Consider the following 19,913-nt stretch of genomic DNA (forward strand, 5'->3'; position numbering starts at 1 on the left):
CTCCCAACCAAAGGAAGTACCAACATGAAAAAACTCATATTCAGTGCCTGCTTTGCACTGGCCGGTTTCCTGGGCCTATTGAACACCGCTCACGCCGAAGGCTTCACTCTCAAGAGTGACCCAAAGATCGCCATGCTCTATATCTCTCCGACCAATGACGGCGGCTGGACTCAGGCTTTTGATGAAGCCCGTCAGCGCCTGGAGGATGAACTGGACATCAAGATTCAGTACGTGGAAAGCGTTCCTGAATCTGCCTCGGCCATCCGGCCGGCCGTCGAGCGTTTTATCAAACGTGGCGCCAACATTATTATCGGTACCGCTTTCGGTTACTCCGATACATTCAAATCATTGTCTGAAGACTATCCGGACGTCGCCTTCCTGAACGGTTCTGGCACCACCAACGGCCCCAACCTGCTGTCTTACTACGGCCGTACCTACGAGAGCCAGTACCTTTGTGGCATGGCAGCCGGCGCAGCGTCTGAATCCGGCAAGCTCGGTTTCGTCGCTGCCAACCCGTTCGGTGTTGTGAACTGGACCATCAATGCTTACGCCATGGGTGCCCGTGAAATGAACCCCGATGCAACCGTCACCGTGGTCTATACCGGCGCCTGGAATGACCCCACCAAAGAGCGCTCCGCAACCAAGGCCCTGATCGATCAGGGCGCCGATGTCATCGGCCAGCACGTAGACACCCCGACACCGCAACTGGTTGCCCAGGAAAATGGCGTCTACGGCACAGGTCACCATCGTGATTTCCGCGAGTTCGCACCGAAGGCTACGGTTTGTTCGTCAGTCTGGGTCTGGGATCGCTTCCTGAAGAACGAACTGGAAAAAATCATCGCCGGCAACTGGGTACCAGCCCCCCATGGAGCGCTGCTGTCCATGAAAGAAGGCGGTACCGACATCGCCTGCTGTGGGCCGAACGTTGATGAGGAAGAAGAAGCCAAGATTATGGCGGCCCGCGAGAAGCTGATGAATGGTGAACTACAGGTCTATGCCGGCCCGCTGAAAGACCAGAACGGCACCGTTCGCGCAGCAGAAGGCGAAGTCGTATCCGATGGCGCCCTGTGGCAGATGGACTGGTTTGTTGACGGAGTGATTACCCAGCAATGAGTACACAGAACGCGATCCAGCTGAGCGGCGTCAGCAAGACCTTCGACGGTTTCAAGGCCCTGTCCGACGCTGACTTCACCGCCAGGTGGGGCGAAGTTCACGCCCTGCTCGGCGAAAACGGAGCCGGCAAGTCGTCCCTGATGAACATCGTGGCCGGCCTCTATGGTCCCGAAGGCGGATCGCTGTTCATCGACGACAACCCAGTAAAACTGAAAGGCCCGAAAGAAGCCGCCAAACTCGGCATCGGAATGGTTCACCAGCACTTCAAACTGGTGACTCCCTTCACCGTTGCCGAGAATATCCTGCTGAACCTGGGTCATATCCAGGCCAGCGGGCTTTATCGGGAACGCCTACGCCGGGTGTCTGACGACATCCGTGCCATGGCCGAGCGCATCGGGTTCAGGATTGATCCCGACGCCCGCATTGATCAACTCTCCATCGCAGAACAGCAACGCGTGGAAATTCTTAAAGTACTTCTGGCCGGCGCCAAGATACTGATTCTGGATGAGCCTACCGCCGTGCTTACCGAAGAAGAAGCCGAAAACCTGCTCACGACCGTGCGGGGATTCGCCCATGAGGGCGCTGCTGTCATCCTTGTAACCCACAAAATGAACGACGTGCTGCGCTATGCCGATCAGGTCACCATTATGCGTTCGGGCCGAACCATCAAAAGCCTGAAGCCGGATTCGGTATCCGTGGATGAACTGGTGAAGCTGACCGTCGGCGAATCAGCACCGGAGCAGAGGATTCCTGTAGAGGAACGGACATCTGGTGAGCCTTATTTGAACGTCAAGGGTCTCACCAGCACCGGTGACCACCGGGCCCTGAATGGCCTGGACCTGACCCTGAACAAGGGGGAAATATACGGTATCGCCGGCGTCGGCGGGAACGGCCAGAGCGAACTGGCCAACGCCCTGATGGGCATTCCAGAGGGTGTCGAAGGCACCATGGAGCTGATCGGCGAAGGCGATCTGGCCGACTTCGATGCAGCCCGGCGCCGCGCCATCGGCGTCGCCGCCATCCCTGCAGACCGTTATGGTTCTGCTCTTGCCGGCCCGCTCTCTATCGCTGACAACTTTGCCTTGGGCGACATCCATTCCGGACGATATGGCCCGTTCTGGTATCTCAAAACCGGAGCCATCGAAGCAGACGCGGCGGAAGCCGTTCGACAATTCGATGTCCAGGGTGTTCGTTCGCTGAAACAGAAATCGGCACTGCTCTCCGGAGGGAACGCACAAAAGCTGGTCATCGCCCGGGAGTTCAGTCATCCCCCTAAACTTGTCCTCGCCCACAGCCCCAGCCGGGGCCTCGACGTCAAAGCGACCGAAGCTGTCAGGAAACGGCTGCGTGCAGCCCGGGATAATGGCGCAGCGGTTCTCCTTATCAGTGAGGATCTGGACGAAGTCATGGCCATGGCCGACCGGATAGGCGTCATGTCCGCTGGACGTATCGTGAACGAGTTTTCACAGCCTGCCGATCGTCAGGCCATTGGCCAAGCAATGGTGAACCATGTCTGAATTTGCATTACAACGCCCGCTCATAAAGCGCAGATATACCCTGGAAGTCCGCCAGCAGATGGCCTGGCACTGGCAGGCACTGATTCTGGCCGGGTCCATGATCCTAGGCCTGCTGATTTCCGGCACCATCCTCGTGGTCGCGGGAGTTCCGGCAGGCGAACTGCTGAACGAGTTTGTGATCCTCACTCTGTTTGATAGCCAGAGCCTGACATCGGTGCTCTTTCAGGCCTCACCGCTGATTATGGTGGGCCTGGCTGGTTGCCTGGCGTTCCGGGCCAAGTTCTGGAACCTCGGCCTGGAAGGCCAGATGATCTTCGGGGCCATTGGCGCCACTGCCATCACCATGTGGGACATCGGTGCTCCGGGCATGCGTCTTCCACTGATGATCGCCGCCGCCATGGCCTGCGGATTATTGTGGGCGGTTGCCCCGGTACTTCTTCGGCTCAAGCTTCAGGTTAATGAAATTGTTTCGACCCTGATGCTCAATTACATTGCGATTAACGTATTGCTGCACCTGATGTACGGGGCCTGGAAAGACCCCAAAGACGCGTTCCCATACTCTCCCAAGTATGAAAGCTTCGAGCTTCTGCCGGAGTTGGGAAATGGCCTCAGCCTGTCGATCCCCATCGCCATTGTCATTGCCCTACTCGTACTCTGGTTCGTCAACATCTCCCGCGCCGGTCTCTATCTACGGTTCGTGGACAAGAGCCCGAAAGTCGCCAGTGCCGTTGGGGTTCCTGTTGCCAAAACCATCCTGATGGCAGTGCTCTTTTCCGGCGCCCTGGCGGGACTGGCTGGCCTTATGGTCGCCGCGGGCCAGGAGGGTCGCCTCACACATTCCTTCTACGTGGGCTATGGGTTTTCAGGCATTCTGATCGCGTTTCTGGCCCGAAATAATCCCATTGCGGCCACCTGCGCCGCGTTGCTGATTGCCACCCTGTTCGTTGCGGGTAGAAGCCTTCAGGTGTTCTATCAAATCCCGTTTGCCATGGTGCAACTGATCCAGGCCGTACTGGTGATCTGCGTCGCCTCTTCAGATTTCTTTATTCGACATCGTATTCGCCGCGTGCAAGGGGAAGACTGATCATGGACCTGATTACGAGCTGGATGGGTAACATCCCTGAGTTTGCCGTGCCTTTTGCCCTCGCGGCTCTGGGACTGATCATCACCGAGAAATCCGGTGTTCTGGCACTGGGTGCCGAGGGGCTGATGCTTGTTGGGGCCGTTGCCGGGATAGGTGCCTACCTGACCTTCGAACACACCGCGCTCGCGCTGATCATGGCCATGTTTGCCGCCAGCGTGGTTTCCCTGCTGTTTGCCCTGATGGTTCTGGTCATGCGCATGAACCAGGTAATCTCGGGTCTGGTACTGGTGTTCTTCTGCCAGGGACTGACAACCCTGACCGGAACACTGATGGGCTGGACCAACCAGCCTGTGCCCGGACTGGAGACCATCGCATTCTGGCCACTCTCCGAGTTGCCCTACCTGGGCCGGTTTTTCATTCAGAATCCCGTGGTCTATCTAATCCCTGTGATTTTTCTGGTTTCCGTCTGGGCCCTCAATCGCACTACGCCCGGACTGCGCATGCGCGCCGTTGGCGAAAATCCACAGGCAGCGGACGCTGCCGGCATCCCGGTACTGAGCTACCGGTTGGCGGCCATTGTGATCGGCGCCGCGTTGATTGGTCTGGCCGGTGCATTCATTGCCGTTCTGAGCACCAAACTCTGGATTTCAAACATGACCGCAGGCAGGGGATGGATTGCCGTCGCACTGGTTATTTTCGCTCGCTGGTCACCCTGGAAAGCACTGGCCGGGGCCATTCTGTTCGGCTGCATTGAAGCACTAATTCCTCAGTTGGCCGCTTCCGGCATCAAGCTATCGCAATACTTTGTGTTCATGGCCCCTTACGCCATCACCCTCGGTGTCATGATCTGGGTGGCCGCATCAAAAAGGGACAGCAACAGTCAGCCCGGCGCCCTGGGGGCACCCTTTATCCGGGAAGAGCGCACCTGATCCGGCGCAGAACAGACACCCTACCGATCACCAGGAGAGTACCTTGAGCAAGACTCTGTTTATCACCGGTGCAACCTCCGGCTTTGGCGCCGCCACGGCCCGGCGGTTTGCCGCCGACGGCTGGTCCATTGTTATCTGCGGCCGCCGGGAAGAACGCCTTTACGCTCTGGCCGATGAGCTTGGATGCCTGACACCGGTGCATCCTCTGAAACTGGATGTCCAGGACGCCGAAGCGGTGACACAGGCGATCGCCTCGCTGCCTTCAGGCTTTCGTCGGATTCATACCCTGGTCAACAACGCCGGCCTGGCACTGGCACCGGCTGCCATGCAGGATGTTCAGCTTGCCGACCTGCACACCATGATCAACACCAACATTACCGGGGTGGTCAATGTGACCCATGCCCTGCTGCCCACACTGATTGAGACCGGGGCCGGCACCAACATCATCAACATCGGCTCCACTGCCGGTGAGTGGCCGTATCCTGGCAGCCATGTATACGGTGCCAGCAAGGCGTTTATCAAACAGTTCTCCTACAACCTCCGCTGTGACCTCCTGGGCACCGGGGTGCGCGTCACCGATCTGGCACCCGGCATTGCCGAAACCGAGTTTTCGGTAGTTCGTAACAGCGGCAACAAGGCCGCAGCAAATTCTGTTTACGAGGGAACCGTGCCGTTGTCTGCCGAAGACATTGCCGAGCAGATTGCCCACATCGCCAACCTGCCCGACCACATCAATATCAATCGTGTGGAAATGGTACCGGTACGGCAAGCCTGGGGGCCCTATGCCATTCATCGCGAACAGAGCCCGAGCCACGAACAGGACGCCTGAACATGCCGAAACTCAGATATGCCTGGCCGGTCGTCACGGGTCGTACCGCCCTGATTGTGGTGGACATGCAGCGAGTCTTCTGTGAGCCCGAGGGAGATCTTTACGTTCCATCGACCACAGCAATCACGCCACGAATTCAGCAACTGGCCGACGTTTGCCGGAAGAACGGAGTCCCCGTTATCTATCTGCGTCACATCGTTCGCGGTGACGGCACTGACACCGGGCGCATGAGCGATATGTATCCGGATGTCGACGAGGTTCTGGCGCGTGACAATCCCATGGTTGAGATTATCGAGCAGCTTGCGCCGCTGACCGGAGATGTGGTGGTGGACAAACTCTTCTACAGCGGCTTTCACGGCACCGACCTGGACACCATACTACGTTCCCGGGATGTGGATACCCTGATCGTTTGTGGCACCGTCACCAATGTTTGCTGTGACACCACCATTCGCGACGCCGTTCACCGGGAATACAAGGTTATCGCGCTGAGCGATGCCAGCGCCGCCATGCCCTATCCCGATCTTGGCTGGGGGGCCGTTACTGCAGACGAGGTTCAAAAGGTCGCCCTGACCACCTTTGCCTACGAATTCGGTGAGGTGACAAGCACGGACGATATTGTGCAGAGGCTGCAGAGCCGGGAGTAACTCCCGGCCCGTCAGGACATCAAATCAGAGACTACTCCTGACCGGACTCATACTTGCGCTCGGGAGGGTCGAAACCAAAGTCCCGGCCGTCCACCAGATCCATCACCGGAGACTGCCGACGGTCTTTCCCCACCAGCTCACATACCCGGCGGGTCTGGGCTTACAGATGCAAACCTGGCACGGTTCCCGGATGGCTGGAAGGTTGTCGCTGCCCACGTCAGCGTGATGCGGACAGCATCCTGATCACTCCGGTTCCCGGTGGTCGTACGTTGCGTTCAACCGTGACGCAAGATAATCCGCACAGGTAATCGGCTGATACTTTGGCGCCTGGTCCGGTACGACATCCCGGGGATCCACAACCGAGTCCGGGTTTACTTCCAGAAAGTACGCGATAGAGTACCGCTCCTGCGCAGGCGGCCTGACCCGGTGCGGGGTGGAGACGTAAACGTCGTTACTCCAGCGCATCAGACAATCACCGATGTTACAGACAAAGGCTCCCGGCACGTGGGGGGCCTGAATCCACTCGCCCTGTCGGTTCAGCACTTCCAGCCCGGCAACCTTGTCTGTCGCCAAAATGGTGATGTTGCCGTAATCACTGTGGGTTCCAGCACCACCGTCTTCCCGGGTGTTGGTGCCGGCGCTCGGTGGATAGCGCAGCATGCGCAGGGTGGCAATCGGCGATGACAGATGCCGGGCAAAAAACTCTTCATCCAGCCCCAGATCCATACTGAAACCACGATGAATAGTTCTTCCCAGCTCCAGGCAGTGGTTGAAATAGTCCAGTGCACGCTGACGCCAGCCGTCGATCGGGGGCCAGAAGTTGACGCCGCGAAACGGTTTTCCTGCCAGGACATCCGGGTGATCCTCCGGAAAGTCCGTTCCGATATTGAAGGCTTCCTTCATATCCGCACCAGACTCCGGATTCAGCTTCTCATCCGCCATCGCCACGTATCCGCGGTTGTGGGGCGAGCGCTTGATCGACAGCACTTCTTTCTCGGCGATCGGCAGCGCAAAGAGTTCCTTTGCCAGGGTAAACGCATCCTCGCAGACCGCCTGGGGGATTCCGTGATCCGTAGCGTAGAAAAAGCCGACTTCCCTGCAGGCCCGCCCCAGCTCAGCGGCGGTGGCCCGACGCTGAGCCGGGACGTCGCTGCGCAGGCCGGCCAGGGAAATAATGGGTAATGCAGACATCGTGATCTCCTGAATATGCTCGCTGTCAGACCATGGACATTCGTGTGTGGGCCAGTTTCCGACAGGCCTCATGCAGAGCAAGCCCCTGCCGCTGGGCATCGGCAATGACCGCCTGCTGGCTGACCTGCACCGCTTCACCACGGCGAAGCAACTGCCGCCCGTCCACCCAGACACCGGACACATTGCCCGGACCGGCCGCAAACACCAGGTTCCAGATCAGGTTTCCTCCCTGCTCGTTCACCGACACCGGTGCCATATTGGCGCCACCCAGATCCAGCAACAGCAAATCGGCTTTCTTGCCCACTTCAAGGGAGCCGATTTCCCGATCCAGGCCCAGTGCCCTGGCTCCGTTGATCGTTGCCATCCTCAGAATCTGCTCGGCAGGAAGTACCGTGGCATCCAGCCGCGTTGCCTTCTGAATCAGGGAGGCAAACTTCATCTCCTCAAACAGGCTGAGGCTGTTGTTACAGACCGGCCCATCGGTACCCAGGCCCACGGTGACACCTGCCGCCAGCATTTCCGGCACACGGGCCACACCGCTGGCCAGTTTGGCGTTACTTACCGGACAGTGAGCGATGCTGGTGCCGGTATCCGCCACCCGGGCGATCTCCTCATTATTGAGCCACACGCAGTGGGCCAGCAGGGTCCGCTCCCCAAGAATGCCGTAGTGATCCAGCATCGCCAGGGATCGACGGCCAAACTCGGCCGTGACTGCCTGCTCTTCTTCCTTCTGCTCACTGCAGTGGGTATGGATGCCCACGCCATACTCACGACTTAATCGGGCGGCGTCCCGGTAGGCATCTTCCGTGCAGTAAAACAGATGTTCCAGCCCCATCCAGACACGAATGCGGCCATTCTGGCTTTCATGGTGAGACCGGATCAGTTGCCGGTTCTCCTCCCGGGTCGAGAAGAAATCCTTGCCGGGCCGGTCGGCCACATATGGTGCCAACTGCACCCGCAGCCCTAGGTCAGCCGCAGCGTCGGCGCAGCGATCCATGTACCGGAACATATCCATCACGCAGGTAATGCCGGACTGCAGAGCCTCGAGGTAGCAGAGGCGGGCGGAATGGTAAGCGTACTCCTCGGTCATGGCCCGGTGTTCCAGTTGGTACCAGGGCAACCAGTCCATCAGAGGCATGTTTTCGGTCACACCACGCATCAGGCTGGAGTGGGAATGACAGTCGATCAGGCCGGGCAGCAAGGCGTGGCCGCCGGCATCGATCACCTCTACGCCTTCCGGGATAGTCACTTCCCTGACATCGCCAACCTGGCGAATCATCCCGTCTTCGACCACCAGTGCACCATCGGCAATCACCCGATTGTCCGGGTCCACAGTGAAGATCGCGGCGTGACGGATTGCAAAACTGGACATAGCTCCCCCTAGGTTTCAGAACTCGTCTCTGTGAGCACAGCAATGGCACGTTTCAGACCACCGTATCCGGTGCATCGGCATAGGTTGCCGGCCACCGCCTCTTCAAGATCAACGACATCACCGTTCTGCTGCTGACGCAAACCTGAAACCAGCGATACCGCGACACCCGGCGTACAATAGCCACACTGCAACGCGCTTTCGGTCGCCAGGGCGTCTCTTACCTGAGCAAAATCAGAGGCTTCGGCCAAACCTTCAGCCGTTTCCACCGTGCATCCCGAGACCTGCCAGGCCATCACCAGACACCCGGGAACCGCCTGACCGTTCAACAACACCGTGCAGGCCCCGCACCGGCCGATACGGCAACCGGCCCGGGCAGAGGTGATCCGCCCGGAGCCCCTCAGGATGTCCAGCAACGTGGTTGCCGGCGATACCCACTGTGAAATAACGTCGCCGTTCAGTTCAAACGTCACGTGTTCCGGCGCGCAGGGTTCCGGCTGAGTCTGTCTGGTCATGAACAGGTTTCCTCTTGGGCACAAAGCTCGGCCAACAGGTATCCGGCATCCACCGGAAGGTGCCGGACCCGGATACCGGTGGCCGCCTCAATCGCCGAGCAGATGGCCGGCGCCACCGCCTCAATACCCAGTTCTCCAACTCCTCGAACCGGAAAGCGATCAGTCGTCGGTGTGTTATCCAGAACATCCACACGTTGGTCAGGCACATCCTGCAGGGTGGGGATTATGTACTGGTCCAGATTGTCAGCCAGGTAGCGTCCTTGCCGGGTCGGCATGTCCTCGCTGAGCGCCATGCCCAGCCCCATGATGGCTGCTCCCTCAATCTGGCCGAGATAGCCGGGAGGATAGATAACACGGCCCGCCGCGGTTATGTGGTGAAGATCAGTCACCCGGACCCGACCGGTCAGGCGGTCTACGGCAACCCTGGCCACCGTCGCAATCTGCAACTGAAGGTAACGACCCACGAGTTGATTTCCTTCCGGAGCAACAGGAAAGGCCTGACTGGCATCAACCCGAGTCTGTTCAGGTTGCCCTTTTTCAGCCAGTTCCCTGTAGCTCAGCACCTGGCGCCCCCCGGCGAACAAGCCTCCCGGGCCGCTGTACAGTTGATCACAAGGCAGGCCGGTCAGCACTGCAGCCTGATCCCGCACGCGGTCTTTCCAGCGGGGGAGAATGTCGGCCAGAACACCATGAATCAGAACAGAGCTGCGTGAAGCACTGGTGGGACCGGAATCCGGCCCCCGCGAGTTCCCCAGCACCACGTCGATATCGCCGGCCACGCAACCCAGGGTCTCACAAACGAGGCAGGTGATCGCTTCGGCAAGGTTCTGGCCATAGTCGGAGAAGCCAAATTCCAGGCGGATCCGGCCTTCAGCGCTCAAACTCACCCGACCGCCGCCTCTGTCGGGCAAGCCGTCGCCAAGTCCGTTACCCTGAGCCCCCATCGCCATGCCGGTACCGGTCAGCCAACGCCTACGGGCATCCGAAACCGCGGGCGCCCAGAGGGGTGAGGCGCCAGCCTCGGCCAGAACATCGGTCGGCGGTGCACTCCAGCGCACCACCTGGCCCCGGCTGCCGGGTTCATCAACCGTGCGCAGATTGATTCTGCGAAGCGCCAACGGGCACATAGCCAGCTTTTCGGCCAGGGCGTCGAGTTGTGATTCCACGGCAAACGTTGCCTGATTTCCGCCAAACCCCCGAAAGGCTCCGGAAACGCCATTGTTAGTGTAAACCAACCGTCCGGAAACCGAATACGCCTCGATCCGGTACAGGGGCGCCGTGGCATGATCCAGGAAGTTTTCCAGCACCGCCGGCCCCAGGCTTGCGTAGGCACCGGTATCGAGCAGCGCGTCGACACGGTGGGCCAGAATCCGGCCCTGGCGGTCACACCCGGTGGTCATGATCATCGACACAGGGTGTCTCTTGATTCCGGTGCGACAGGACTCGAAACGATCCAGATGAATCAGAACCGGGGAACCGGTCTGTAAGGCCAGGATGCCGGCCGCCGGCTGAATGGTCAGCTCATCCTTACCACCAAATGCGCCCCCCGTCGGGGTTGCCTCCACCGTCACCTGAGAGGGTTTGAGTCCGAGAATGTCGGCCAGCTGTTCGGCATCACGGTGGCCTGACTGACAACCGACCCGAAAGATCACACCACCGTTGTTATCCGGAATGGCCACACCGCCCTCGGTCTCCATGAAAGCGTGCATTTGCCGGGGCGTCTGGTAGTGATGCTCCACGATCACGGCACATCGGGCAAAGGCTGCGTCGGTATCGCCCCGCTCAAAGGCCTCCCGGGCCAGAAGGTTGCTCTCGCCATGCAGGGGCGACATCTGTTCTGCCGTTTCAGCCTGATCGACGACCGCCAGGGGCGCGTAGTCGACATCAATCACCTCCAACGCCGCCCGGGCCTGCTCCACCGTATCGGCGGCCACCGCCGCAATGGCATCGCCCTCATAGCGGACGCGGTCTTCACACAACACAGGCTGATCACGCACAACAATGCCAAGGCGGTTGAGGCCCGGCACATCTGCTGCCGTCACCACCGCTCTGACGCCGGACATCAATCGGGCCCGGGAGGTATCTACCCGCAGCAAACGGGCGTGCGCATGCCGACTGCGCAAGATGGCCCCGTGCAATAAACCGGGAAGGTGCTGCTGATCCGTGGCGTAGCCAAACCGCCCCTCTATACGTTCAAGAACACTGGTTTCCGCCATACCGGGTTGGGGTTTAAGTTCCAAGAGCCACCTCCGACAGAAGCCCCGTTGTCATTCGTCGCAACGCCATCCGCAGATGGGCGTCCTGCCAACCATGAGCAGCCAATTCGCGGTCGATCACCGCCCCGACATCACCCGATGCCAGATCAGCCCGATCATTAACAAACGTTTCCGGCGCCACCAGGCGAAGCAGGCCGCCCTCGCCACACACCGCAAGGCGCACCCGATCACCATCATGAACACAAACCAGAGTAGCGCGAGTCGGACTGAACCTTTCCCGATAGCCGAGTTTTTCCAGCGAGATCCGCCAACCCCTGCAATCCGGAATCGTAAAGCCACGCAACAGATCGTCCGATGCCCGCTCCCTCAACCACCGGGAAAGTGGCAGTGTCCGCTCTCCGGTGCGGTTGAGGACGTCCACCCGAACATCAAGCGCCATGGCCAGGGCAGACAGATCTCCACCCACAGCCAGATTGCCGCCAACGGTTCCCAGGGCCCGGACACCCGGCCCTGCCACCCGATTCAGAAACAAGGCCAGCGGAGGCAGATATTCTCGGACCAGAGGATGCCGAGCCATCTCCGACAAAGACGTCAGCGCACCCACGGTGAGCCCCCGTGAATCATCTTCCAGCCCCCGGAAAGCAGGCCAGGCAGCATTCAGGGCCACCAGTTTTTCCGGCCAGCACTGATCCCGCTCATGGGTCGGCTGAAGCCATGTCCCGCCCGCCATGTATGGCACCTTGAATCGCCGGGCCAGACTGACTGCTTCACTGGGAGAATCGGGGCGTAGAACCCGAATCGCTCGCCTTTCGGTCACCGGGTTCAGTTCGGATAGAGGGTCTGACATGGGGAAACCCTAAACAGCAGCCAGAATGGGTCTGATGACTTGCTGCAGGTTGATCTCATCACAATTCTGACCCGGCCCCTTACGGTCAACCACCAGATAATCGGCATCGGCTTTCAGAGGTAGCAACGGTGCGTGCCATGTGCCGGCGTGGTATGTGACGCCTTGATGGCCTTTGACCAGAAATACCCGGACGGCGGTTTCGTCGAAATCACCTGGCAGTGCAACGACTGCCAGAAAGTCGACGTTGTTCATGGGTATGAATGACTGACTCCCCAACGGGTGACGTTCCATCAGATCTAGTTCGAGAGGAACAAGAGGCTGGCCACGAAAAATCGAAAGAATGCCCCGATCTGTAGCACCCGATAGAGCCACAGTGGACAAGGCATGAAAACGCTCGGTACGCCCCTGGTTAATGGGAAAAGACTCGGCACCATCGGTATCAATCACATCTCCGAACGGAGCGAAAGCTTCGCGGGTCAAAGGCTCGGCAACAAGACGTCGGAACTGTTTCATGACACGGGTGTTCCGCACAGGCGAACGCGGCTGACGCCACCGTCAGGAATGCTATTGAACCGGATGTGGGTAATCGGCCCGAGGTCCTCCAGCGCCTGGAACTGATGGATACGGTCAGCCGTCAACGGCTGCTGATCCATCAAGGTCGGCCAGAACATGCTTTGGGTAATCAGAGACTGTGCCGTGCTGGCTCCATCCTCCACGCAGGCCGCCTGAATGGAGCAGGCGGCCGGAAAGTTGCCTTTAAAATGCGCTGTATCCACCTCTATGCGTTCAGCAACCCCCTTGTGACCAAGGGCCAGAATGCACCAGTCGTTACCGGGTTCGCGCCGCCGGCGGGTTTCCCAGCCATCGCCCATATTAAGGCCTCGTCCCGGTCTCAGTAATTTGCGCGGCTCGCCGTAGTGGGCGTCGCTCCAGGCCACCTGATCTGCGCCATGTTCCAGTGCCAGAAGATTTCGGCTCTCACCGGCCGCCAGCATTATTTCCCAGTCACAGAAGGGTTTGCCATAGACTCGCAGGCGCGCCAGTCCGCCATCCGGATAGATATGCATGCGCAGGTGCGTCCATGGCTGACCGGATTCAATGGCGCAAAACCGGTGATCATTACCGCTCAGCCCGGTAGCGGGCACCAAAACTTGCCAGCCTGCGTGTTCATCCGGATCGCCGTCCGGACTGAAACAGGCTTCCAGAGAGGCCGCCGGAGGAAAGTTTCCGGTAAAAAAGCTGGTATCAAAATCAACGCCCATCAGAACGCCCGGCATGGCCAGACGCACGATGCACCAGTCGTGGCCGGTTGTCCTTCGGCGACGTGTTTCCCAGCCGTCCATCCACTTGCCATGGTCGTCGTAGCGGTCGGGATAGAATACAGGCTGTGCCGGGTTCAGCATGCGATCCCTGGGTGCAAAAAACTCATCCGTCACCCGGGTCACTTCCGCTCCCAGACTGCGATCTGCCAGATTCAGGCCCAAGCGGGTAAACTCCGGCCCATCCACAACAGGGGCCACAACTGCATCGGTCATTCGAACACTCCGGTATCAATCGGGTTGGTAAGGGTGCACTTGCTTCCAGTGGCGGGCGATATCGATACGCCGGCATACCCAGACCCGGTCCTGTTGCTGGATATAATCAAGGAATCGCTGCAACGCACGGAACCGGCCCGGACGCCCGACAACCCGACAATGCAGGCCAACAGACATCATTTTCGGAGCCTCCGCACCTTCCTCATAAAGCACGTCAAAGCTGTCTTTCAGGTACTGGAAGAACTGCTCTCCGGAATTAAACCCCTGGGGTGAACAAAAACGCATGTCGTTCGCCTCCAGCGTATAGGGCACCACGAGATGGGGCTTCTGTTCGCCCGTGCTGGTCTCGACGGTGGTCCAGAATGGCAGGTCATCACCGTAGTAGTCGCTGTCGTATTCCAGGCCGCCCTGCTCCACGACAAGTCGACGGGTATTCGGGCTGTCCCGACCGGTATACCAGCCCAGAGGAGGCTCTCCGGTGAGTTCGGCATGCTGCTCGATTGCCCGTTCGAGGTACCGGCGCTCTTCCGATTCGCTCATGTCCTGGTAATGGATCCAGCGCTGACCGTGGCAGGCAATTTCATGGCCGTCGTCCAGGAACGCCTGAACAACATCCGGATGACGGGCCAACGCCATGGTGACCCCGAAAACAGTCAACGGCAGTTCCCGCTTCCGGAATTCTTTCAGAATACGCCAGACACCGGCACGGGATCCGTACTCATAGAGGGATTCCATACTCATGTGCCGGTCCTGGTAGGCAACCGCGCCAATGATGTCAGAGAGAAAGGTTTCTGAGTGCTCATCACCGTGAAGCACACAGTTTTCCCCACCCTCTTCGTAATTCAGTACAAACTGGACCGCAACCCGGGCATTTCCGGGCCACTGGGCATGAGGAGGGTGTTCACCATAGCCCCGCATATCCCTTGGATATGAAACACATTTTTTCATCTCGGACTCTCAAGACCACACCCCCGGAGGATCACACCGGTCAGAAAATCCGCCGCATGGTCGAAGTCGCGCTTCTCGTATTCGGCTTTGTTTTCCACCATCAGGATCTGCACCTGGAAGTCGGCGTAATGTTGGGTTGAAGACCAGATCAGAAAAATCAGCTGCACTGGGTCGACCGGAGCCATGCGCCCGTCGTCGATCCAGGACTGGATAACCTCCGCCCGGCCCCGGACCCACTCGCGCATATTCGTGCGCAGGTGCTCAAGCAGGAACGGTGCACCCTGGATAATTTCCATGGCAAACAATCGGGACGCCAGCGGGTACTTGCGGGACATCTCCACCTTGTTCCGGATAAACGTCGCCAGGGCTTCCGACGGGTCGTCTTGCGGACTGATCTCCGTGAACACCTTGTTCCAGCGCGCGAGAATGTCGTCAAACATAGCCCCGTACATGCGCTTCTTGTTGCTGAAGTAGTACAGTACGTTGGACTTTGGCAGCCCGGCCCGCTCGGCGATATTCTGGATCGTCGTACCTTTGTAGCCGTTCAGAGCGAACTCTTCCTCGGCGGCAATCAGTATTCTTTCCCGGTTACGCTCCCGTATCCTTCCCGGGCGATACGTCCGGTTCTTTCCTTTGCTGTCTTTTTTTACGGCAACGGAGCTTTCTGCAACAGAAATGTTGGTCATGAGCCTCTCACTTGTTGTCCAGTTGTTCAGGAATCCGGCAATAAGATTCTGCCGGACTCCTGTTCAGGATCAAAAGTGAAATTTCACCAGTGCACTGACGGAGCTCTGATCATCGATCAGCGTATCGCCAAGACCGTACTTGTTGTTCCAGTACTGGTATTCAACACCAGCGTAGAGAACCCCCGGAGCTCCCCAGAAGTTACTCACATCCAGCTTGATCTGAGGCACGAACTGAAATTCCGACTTGTGGTCAGATTCTGCTGTGGACCAGTCAATGTAGCCGTCAATCAGAAAGAGGGCCGAACCCATCTCTAACGGAGCACCCCAGGTAACGGTCAACTGATAATCATCACTGACCTGATCGTTATCGACGTAGTAAACGGAGGTGTTGAAATACATGAAGCCAGGCAGATCCCAGGCCAGCCCCAAACCACCCATGTAGTTGTTGACCTGCGTGCTTCCGCCGAATTCGTATTGAGCGCCCAAAGTGACGTCCTTGACCGGACCAAAGCTCATGTCAGCACCGGTTAACCAGCTTGTGCTCAGGGTGGGCGCAAATTCGCCGTACACATTGTCAGAGCCTTCAACATCGCCCTGTCCCTGATCACGGTCGATGAAGAAGAAGGTGCTTCCCCAGTTGTGAGCCGTCGCGTTCTCGAAGGTGAAATAGGTGGCTTCGTATTCAAAGCCGCCGTTACCGCCGGCGTCGAACTGAACACCCTGGTACTGGTCACTGTGCAGAATGGAGATGCTCGATGAGCCGAAGAATTTCTCCGCCTGGGCTGCTGGGGCAAAAGACGCTGCGGCCACACAGCCGGCGATCAGTATTTTACTAAATGCTTTCATGGATTTACCTCTCAGTTTACGTTCTTTTTGAGTCATTGTTGGTGCACATTTGATGGTTATTGTTAGCGTCCCGGCCGATAGGGCTGGCCTAGGGAAAGGGGGGTATTCAATCGGGTTCGGCCAGGATTCCAGGACAACAGAACCAGCATCAGAATAGTGACGACGTAGGGCAACATCGCCAGCAGTTCCGTGGAGCTCTTCCAACCAAGACCCTGTAGAACCAGGTGCAGAATACTGGCTGCCCCGAACAGGTAGGCGCCGAGAACTACCCGCTCAGGGCGCCAGGTAGCGAAAACGACCAGCGCCAGGGCTATCCAGCCCCGCCCGGCCGTCATGTTCTCGGTCCAGAGTGGGGTATAGGCAAGTGACAGGTACGCACCAGCCAAGCCGGCCATGCCGCCGCCGAACGCCACCGCGAGATACCGTAAAACCAACACGTTCAGGCCGTTGGCGTTGGCCGCTTCCGGGTCTTCCCCAACCGCGCGCAACAACAGGCCACCACGGGTTTGACGGAGGAAAATGGCCACACCGGCAAAGGCCATCAGGGACAGGTACACTAATGGATCCTGATCAAACAGAACACGCCCCAGCACCGGGATATCGCTCAGGAAGGGAATTGCGACACGCGTGAAGCCATCGATGGATTGTCCCACAAAGCCTGCTCCGAGGAAGGCACTTAAGCCGGTCCCGAAAATGGTCAGTGCCAATCCTGCAGCGTACTGGTTTGCAGCCAGGGACACCGCCATAAACGCGAACAACAACGACATGCCGATCCCGGCCAGTATCGCAGCGGCCACACCCACCACCAGGCTGCCACTGGTCAGTGCCGCTACAAACCCCGCGACGGCCCCCATCAGCATCATGCCTTCCTGCCCAAGGTTCAGGACCCCGGAGCGCTCGCAGATCAGCTCACCAAGCGCCACCAGCAGCAGCGGAGTACCCGCAACAACAGTGGCAGCCAGCACGTTCGTCAGCAGTTCCATTTCAGGCATCTCCAGTGACAGTCTTGGCTGCGATGGTGGTTTGCCGCGACGGCCATTTCAGGCGGATGCGGTAATGGATAAAGGCGTCACAGATCAGCAGGTAGAACAGCAGCAAGCCTTGAAACAGACCGGTAACAGCCTTGGGCATATTCATGGCGATCTGGAGCATCTCCCCCCCTATAAAAGTCAATGCCAGCAGCGCGCTGGCAACAACGATGCCAAGAGCATGCATACGACCAAGGAAAACAACGATGATGGCGGTGTAGCCGTACCCGGGAGACACCTGCGGAACGAGCTGACCAATGGGGCCCGTGACCTCCGAAGCCCCGGCCAGGCCGGCGGTGGCACCACCCACCAGGAAAGCAAACCAGGTCAGCCGTCGGGCACCAAAACCTGCGAAAGCGGCTGCCCGATGATCCTGCCCTACCACATTGAGTTGAAAACCGATAAAACTGCGGGCAAACAGCACCCAGACCAAGACCGCAGCCAGCAACCCGAACGCCAGCCCCAGATGCAAGCGTGTGCCGGGAATCAGCGCTGGCAACAGGGCCGAGTCAGCAAACATCACGGACTGGGGAAAGCCAAAACCATAAGGATCTTTGAGAGGACCGTGCACCACATACAGCAGCAGATTCAGCGCGATGTAATTGAGCATGATGGTGGTGAGAATCTCGTTGCAATGCAGGTGCGTTTTCAGTCCTGACGCAACGGCCGCCCACAACATTCCCGCCAGGGTTCCCGCCAGCAGAACTACTGGCAGCACCCAGAAGCCGTCTGCATCAACCAGCCAGACCGCCATGATGCTGGCACCTAAAGCCCCCATCAGAAAGTGCCCTTCAGCACCGATGTTCCAGAGTTTCGCCCGGTAGCAAACGGTCAGCCCCGCCGCACACAGAAGCAGCGGCGCCATTTTCAGCCCGAGCTCTGCAAGCCCCATCAGGTCGCTGATCGGTGTAATGAAGAAAAACTTCAGGCCATCCATGGGATCCTTGCCCATCGACAGAAAAAGGACAAAGCCGGTAGTGACTGTCAGAACCAGGGCGAGCAGTGGCGATGTCCACCTCATCAGAGAGGAATCAACGGGACGACGCTCAAGCAGCAACATGGTTCACCTCCGCAGACTCGAACTCTCCCGCCATCCATTGGCCAAGCTGTTCGATGCTCAGTTCAGAGGTAGACGCGAGGGGTGAAAGCCGCCCGTTACACAGCGCACCCAGCCGATTGCAGAGTTGGTAGAGCTCATCGAGGTCCTCCGAAATCAGAACAATAGCAGCCCCGGCATCCCGCAATTGGACCAGAGCTTCATGGATAGCCACCGCAGAGCCGACATCAACGCCCCAGGTAGGGTGCGACGCCACCAACAGACGGGGGTTCTGTAACGCTTCGCGGCCAATAATGTACTTTTGGAGATTGCCTCCCGAGAGGCTGCCGGCGGTGCTGCTTTCGTCGTTACACCGGACGCCGAAACGACGGATCACCTCCCGGGAAAATTCGCGGACCCGACCAAAACGAATCAGCCCCCGGTTCACCAGCCCCTGACCGGAGGCTGTCAGCAGTGCGTTATCTGCCAGGGTCATATTTGGAACCGCCCCCCTTCCCAGGCGTTCTTCGGGAACAATCGCAACACCAAGATTCCGACGTTGATTCGGCGCCAGATTTTCAATTCCCCGGCCGTCCAGACTGATGCTGCCAGCATCCACCAGAATCTCTCCAGACAGGGCTTTCAGCAGCTCATCCTGGCCGTTGCCCGCTACCCCTGCGATGCCCACAATCTCACCCTTGCGCAACTCCAGGGCGACGCTCTTGAGGCTGGTGCCAAACGGATCGTTACTCTTCCATTTCAGGGCCCGGACATTGAGCAGAACCTCCCCGGGCTCCGCTGCGGTCACCTGAGTTGAAATCGGCGTATCGTTACCGACCATCAGTCGCGCTATGTCGTTCGCCGACACCTCCGCCGGCCTGCAGTCGCCACTCACGCGCCCCTGGCGCAAAACCGTTGCGTTGTGACAAAGGTTGCGAACCTCTTCCAGCTTGTGACTGATGAACAAAATGCTGCAGCCTTCGCTCGCGAGCTGCCTCAGCGTGGCAAACAGTGAAGAGACTTCGTGGGGCGTCAGCACCGATGTCGGTTCGTCCAGAATCAGCAAGGTGCTTTCCTGAATCAAACAACGGACAATCTCCACCCGCTGACGCTCCCCGACTGACAAGGTACTGACATAGCGACGGGGATCCAGCGCCATACCGTAGCGCTCCGACACTTCACGGATGCGTTCGTCGAGCCGCTTCCGGTCCCGGGCTTCAAAAGGAGGCAAGCTGAGGGCGATGTTCTCGGCGACTGTCAGGGTTTCGAACAGGGAGAAATGCTGGAACACCATGCCAATGCCCATACTCCGGGCCTGAGCCGGGCTAGTCACCCTGACTTCATGACCATTCCAGAGCATCCGGCCTTCATCCGGCTGAACAACGCCATAGATCACCTTCATCAAGGTGCTCTTACCGGCGCCATTTTCACCCAAAAGCGCATGAATCTCACCGGCTTCCACCGTGAGGTCAATTCCATCGTTGGCCCGGCAACCCGGGTATTCCTTGACGATGTTTTTCAGCTTAAGGCGCAACGCCGCAGCCATACACAGCCTCTCATTCCGTTATGTATGCCTGGCC

Annotated in this window: 19 protein-coding genes; 6 read left to right on the forward strand and 13 right to left on the reverse strand. The window is 58.7% G+C overall.

All coding sequences use genetic code 11. The annotated features are described in order from the left end of the window. Positions 1–24 precede the first annotated feature (24 nt). Genes R1T46_RS01040 through R1T46_RS01065 form a run of 6 tightly spaced genes read left to right on the forward strand, consistent with a single transcriptional unit; the run spans position 25 to position 6,116 of the window. On the forward strand, positions 25–1,113 hold the full coding sequence (locus tag R1T46_RS01040; protein ID WP_091644512.1) for a BMP family ABC transporter substrate-binding protein: 1,089 nt from the start codon (positions 25–27) through the stop codon (positions 1,111–1,113). Then, positions 1,110–2,630: an ABC transporter ATP-binding protein gene (locus tag R1T46_RS01045; protein ID WP_317307068.1), complete on the forward strand. Its 1,521-nt coding sequence runs from the start codon at positions 1,110–1,112 to the stop codon at positions 2,628–2,630. Before R1T46_RS01040 ends, R1T46_RS01045 begins: the two co-directional genes overlap by 4 nt. Further along, complete coding sequence (locus R1T46_RS01050) at positions 2,623–3,714, forward strand: ABC transporter permease (protein WP_091644518.1); 1,092 nt, start codon at positions 2,623–2,625, stop codon at positions 3,712–3,714. The genes R1T46_RS01045 and R1T46_RS01050 overlap by 8 nt, the downstream gene beginning before the upstream one ends. A gap of 2 nt (positions 3,715–3,716) precedes the next feature. Further along, complete coding sequence (locus R1T46_RS01055; protein WP_091644521.1) at positions 3,717–4,643, forward strand: ABC transporter permease; 927 nt, start codon at positions 3,717–3,719, stop codon at positions 4,641–4,643. Between the two features lie 43 nt (positions 4,644–4,686). Then, positions 4,687–5,472: an SDR family NAD(P)-dependent oxidoreductase gene (locus R1T46_RS01060; RefSeq protein ID WP_041332585.1), complete on the forward strand. Its 786-nt coding sequence runs from the start codon at positions 4,687–4,689 to the stop codon at positions 5,470–5,472. Positions 5,473–5,474: 2 nt separating this feature from the next. Next, positions 5,475–6,116 carry an isochorismatase family protein gene (locus R1T46_RS01065; RefSeq protein ID WP_041332584.1) on the forward strand — a complete coding sequence of 214 codons (642 nt, stop codon included), beginning with the start codon at positions 5,475–5,477 and terminating at the stop codon, positions 6,114–6,116. A 243-nt stretch (positions 6,117–6,359) separates the two neighbouring features. Here the strand turns inward: R1T46_RS01065 and R1T46_RS01070 are convergent, their stop codons facing one another. From R1T46_RS01070 to R1T46_RS01130, 13 genes are all read right to left on the reverse strand, one after another. After that, a complete protein-coding gene (locus R1T46_RS01070; RefSeq protein ID WP_317307069.1) occupies positions 6,360–7,307 on the reverse strand; it encodes an isopenicillin N synthase family dioxygenase in 948 nt (315 codons plus the stop codon). A gap of 25 nt (positions 7,308–7,332) precedes the next feature. Next, a complete protein-coding gene (locus R1T46_RS01075) occupies positions 7,333–8,679 on the reverse strand; it encodes an amidohydrolase family protein (protein WP_041332582.1) in 1,347 nt (448 codons plus the stop codon). A gap of 8 nt (positions 8,680–8,687) precedes the next feature. Continuing rightward, positions 8,688–9,191 (reverse strand): (2Fe-2S)-binding protein, encoded by a 504-nt coding sequence (locus R1T46_RS01080; protein WP_052479366.1) that lies wholly within the window; start codon positions 9,189–9,191, stop codon positions 8,688–8,690. After that, the gene (locus tag R1T46_RS01085) at positions 9,188–11,431 is read right to left on the reverse strand and encodes a xanthine dehydrogenase family protein molybdopterin-binding subunit (protein WP_143071183.1); all 2,244 of its coding nucleotides are present in this window, start codon (positions 11,429–11,431) and stop codon (positions 9,188–9,190) included. Before R1T46_RS01085 ends, R1T46_RS01080 begins: the two co-directional genes overlap by 4 nt. Further along, positions 11,421–12,254 (reverse strand): FAD binding domain-containing protein, encoded by an 834-nt coding sequence (locus R1T46_RS01090; protein WP_082040492.1) that lies wholly within the window; start codon positions 12,252–12,254, stop codon positions 11,421–11,423. Before R1T46_RS01090 ends, R1T46_RS01085 begins: the two co-directional genes overlap by 11 nt. A 9-nt stretch (positions 12,255–12,263) precedes the next feature. Continuing rightward, positions 12,264–12,767 (reverse strand): ureidoglycolate lyase, encoded by a 504-nt coding sequence (locus R1T46_RS01095; RefSeq protein ID WP_041332580.1) that lies wholly within the window; start codon positions 12,765–12,767, stop codon positions 12,264–12,266. Further along, on the reverse strand, positions 12,764–13,789 hold the full coding sequence (alc, locus tag R1T46_RS01100) for an allantoicase (RefSeq protein WP_041332579.1): 1,026 nt from the start codon (positions 13,787–13,789) through the stop codon (positions 12,764–12,766). The genes R1T46_RS01095 and alc overlap by 4 nt, the downstream gene beginning before the upstream one ends. 15 nt (positions 13,790–13,804) lie before the next feature. After that, entirely contained in the window at positions 13,805–14,737 is a 933-nt protein-coding gene (gene puuE, locus R1T46_RS01105; protein WP_041332577.1) for an allantoinase PuuE, read from the reverse strand. Then, the gene (locus R1T46_RS01110; RefSeq protein ID WP_041332576.1) at positions 14,734–15,423 is read right to left on the reverse strand and encodes a TetR/AcrR family transcriptional regulator; all 690 of its coding nucleotides are present in this window, start codon (positions 15,421–15,423) and stop codon (positions 14,734–14,736) included. Before R1T46_RS01110 ends, puuE begins: the two co-directional genes overlap by 4 nt. 69 nt (positions 15,424–15,492) lie before the next feature. Next, positions 15,493–16,269, reverse strand: a complete 777-nt coding sequence (locus R1T46_RS01115) for an outer membrane protein OmpK (protein ID WP_041332575.1) — start codon at positions 16,267–16,269, stop codon at positions 15,493–15,495. A gap of 62 nt (positions 16,270–16,331) precedes the next feature. Continuing rightward, positions 16,332–17,261, reverse strand: coding sequence for an ABC transporter permease (locus R1T46_RS01120; protein WP_041332574.1), 930 nt, complete (start codon positions 17,259–17,261; stop codon positions 16,332–16,334). Continuing rightward, on the reverse strand, positions 17,254–18,357 hold the full coding sequence (locus tag R1T46_RS01125) for an ABC transporter permease (protein ID WP_041332573.1): 1,104 nt from the start codon (positions 18,355–18,357) through the stop codon (positions 17,254–17,256). The genes R1T46_RS01120 and R1T46_RS01125 overlap by 8 nt, the downstream gene beginning before the upstream one ends. Beyond that, positions 18,344–19,879, reverse strand: coding sequence for an ABC transporter ATP-binding protein (locus R1T46_RS01130; protein ID WP_091644528.1), 1,536 nt, complete (start codon positions 19,877–19,879; stop codon positions 18,344–18,346). The genes R1T46_RS01125 and R1T46_RS01130 overlap by 14 nt, the downstream gene beginning before the upstream one ends. Positions 19,880–19,913 lie beyond the last annotated feature (34 nt).

This window comes from Marinobacter salarius (genome assembly GCF_032922745.1).
Taxonomy (GTDB): domain Bacteria; phylum Pseudomonadota; class Gammaproteobacteria; order Pseudomonadales; family Oleiphilaceae; genus Marinobacter.

Bases quoted from the DNA above. Each gene is read 5' to 3' on its own strand.
- R1T46_RS01040 (WP_091644512.1), top strand. From the start codon at position 25: ATGAAAAAACTCATATTCAGTGCCTGCTTTGCACTGGCCGGTTTCCTG.
- R1T46_RS01045 (WP_317307068.1), top strand. From the start codon at position 1,110: ATGAGTACACAGAACGCGATCCAGCTGAGCGGCGTCAGCAAGACCTTC.
- R1T46_RS01050 (WP_091644518.1), top strand. From the start codon at position 2,623: ATGTCTGAATTTGCATTACAACGCCCGCTCATAAAGCGCAGATATACC.
- R1T46_RS01055 (WP_091644521.1), top strand. From the start codon at position 3,717: ATGGACCTGATTACGAGCTGGATGGGTAACATCCCTGAGTTTGCCGTG.
- R1T46_RS01065 (WP_041332584.1), top strand. From the start codon at position 5,475: ATGCCGAAACTCAGATATGCCTGGCCGGTCGTCACGGGTCGTACCGCC.
- R1T46_RS01070 (WP_317307069.1), bottom strand. From the start codon at position 7,307: ATGTCTGCATTACCCATTATTTCCCTGGCCGGCCTGCGCAGCGACGTC.
- R1T46_RS01075 (WP_041332582.1), bottom strand. From the start codon at position 8,679: ATGTCCAGTTTTGCAATCCGTCACGCCGCGATCTTCACTGTGGACCCG.
- R1T46_RS01080 (WP_052479366.1), bottom strand. From the start codon at position 9,191: ATGACCAGACAGACTCAGCCGGAACCCTGCGCGCCGGAACACGTGACG.
- R1T46_RS01090 (WP_082040492.1), bottom strand. From the start codon at position 12,254: ATGTCAGACCCTCTATCCGAACTGAACCCGGTGACCGAAAGGCGAGCG.
- R1T46_RS01095 (WP_041332580.1), bottom strand. From the start codon at position 12,767: ATGAAACAGTTCCGACGTCTTGTTGCCGAGCCTTTGACCCGCGAAGCT.
- alc (WP_041332579.1), bottom strand. From the start codon at position 13,789: ATGACCGATGCAGTTGTGGCCCCTGTTGTGGATGGGCCGGAGTTTACC.
- puuE (WP_041332577.1), bottom strand. From the start codon at position 14,737: ATGAAAAAATGTGTTTCATATCCAAGGGATATGCGGGGCTATGGTGAA.
- R1T46_RS01110 (WP_041332576.1), bottom strand. From the start codon at position 15,423: ATGACCAACATTTCTGTTGCAGAAAGCTCCGTTGCCGTAAAAAAAGAC.
- R1T46_RS01115 (WP_041332575.1), bottom strand. From the start codon at position 16,269: ATGAAAGCATTTAGTAAAATACTGATCGCCGGCTGTGTGGCCGCAGCG.
- R1T46_RS01120 (WP_041332574.1), bottom strand. From the start codon at position 17,261: ATGCCTGAAATGGAACTGCTGACGAACGTGCTGGCTGCCACTGTTGTT.
- R1T46_RS01125 (WP_041332573.1), bottom strand. From the start codon at position 18,357: ATGTTGCTGCTTGAGCGTCGTCCCGTTGATTCCTCTCTGATGAGGTGG.
- R1T46_RS01130 (WP_091644528.1), bottom strand. From the start codon at position 19,879: ATGGCTGCGGCGTTGCGCCTTAAGCTGAAAAACATCGTCAAGGAATAC.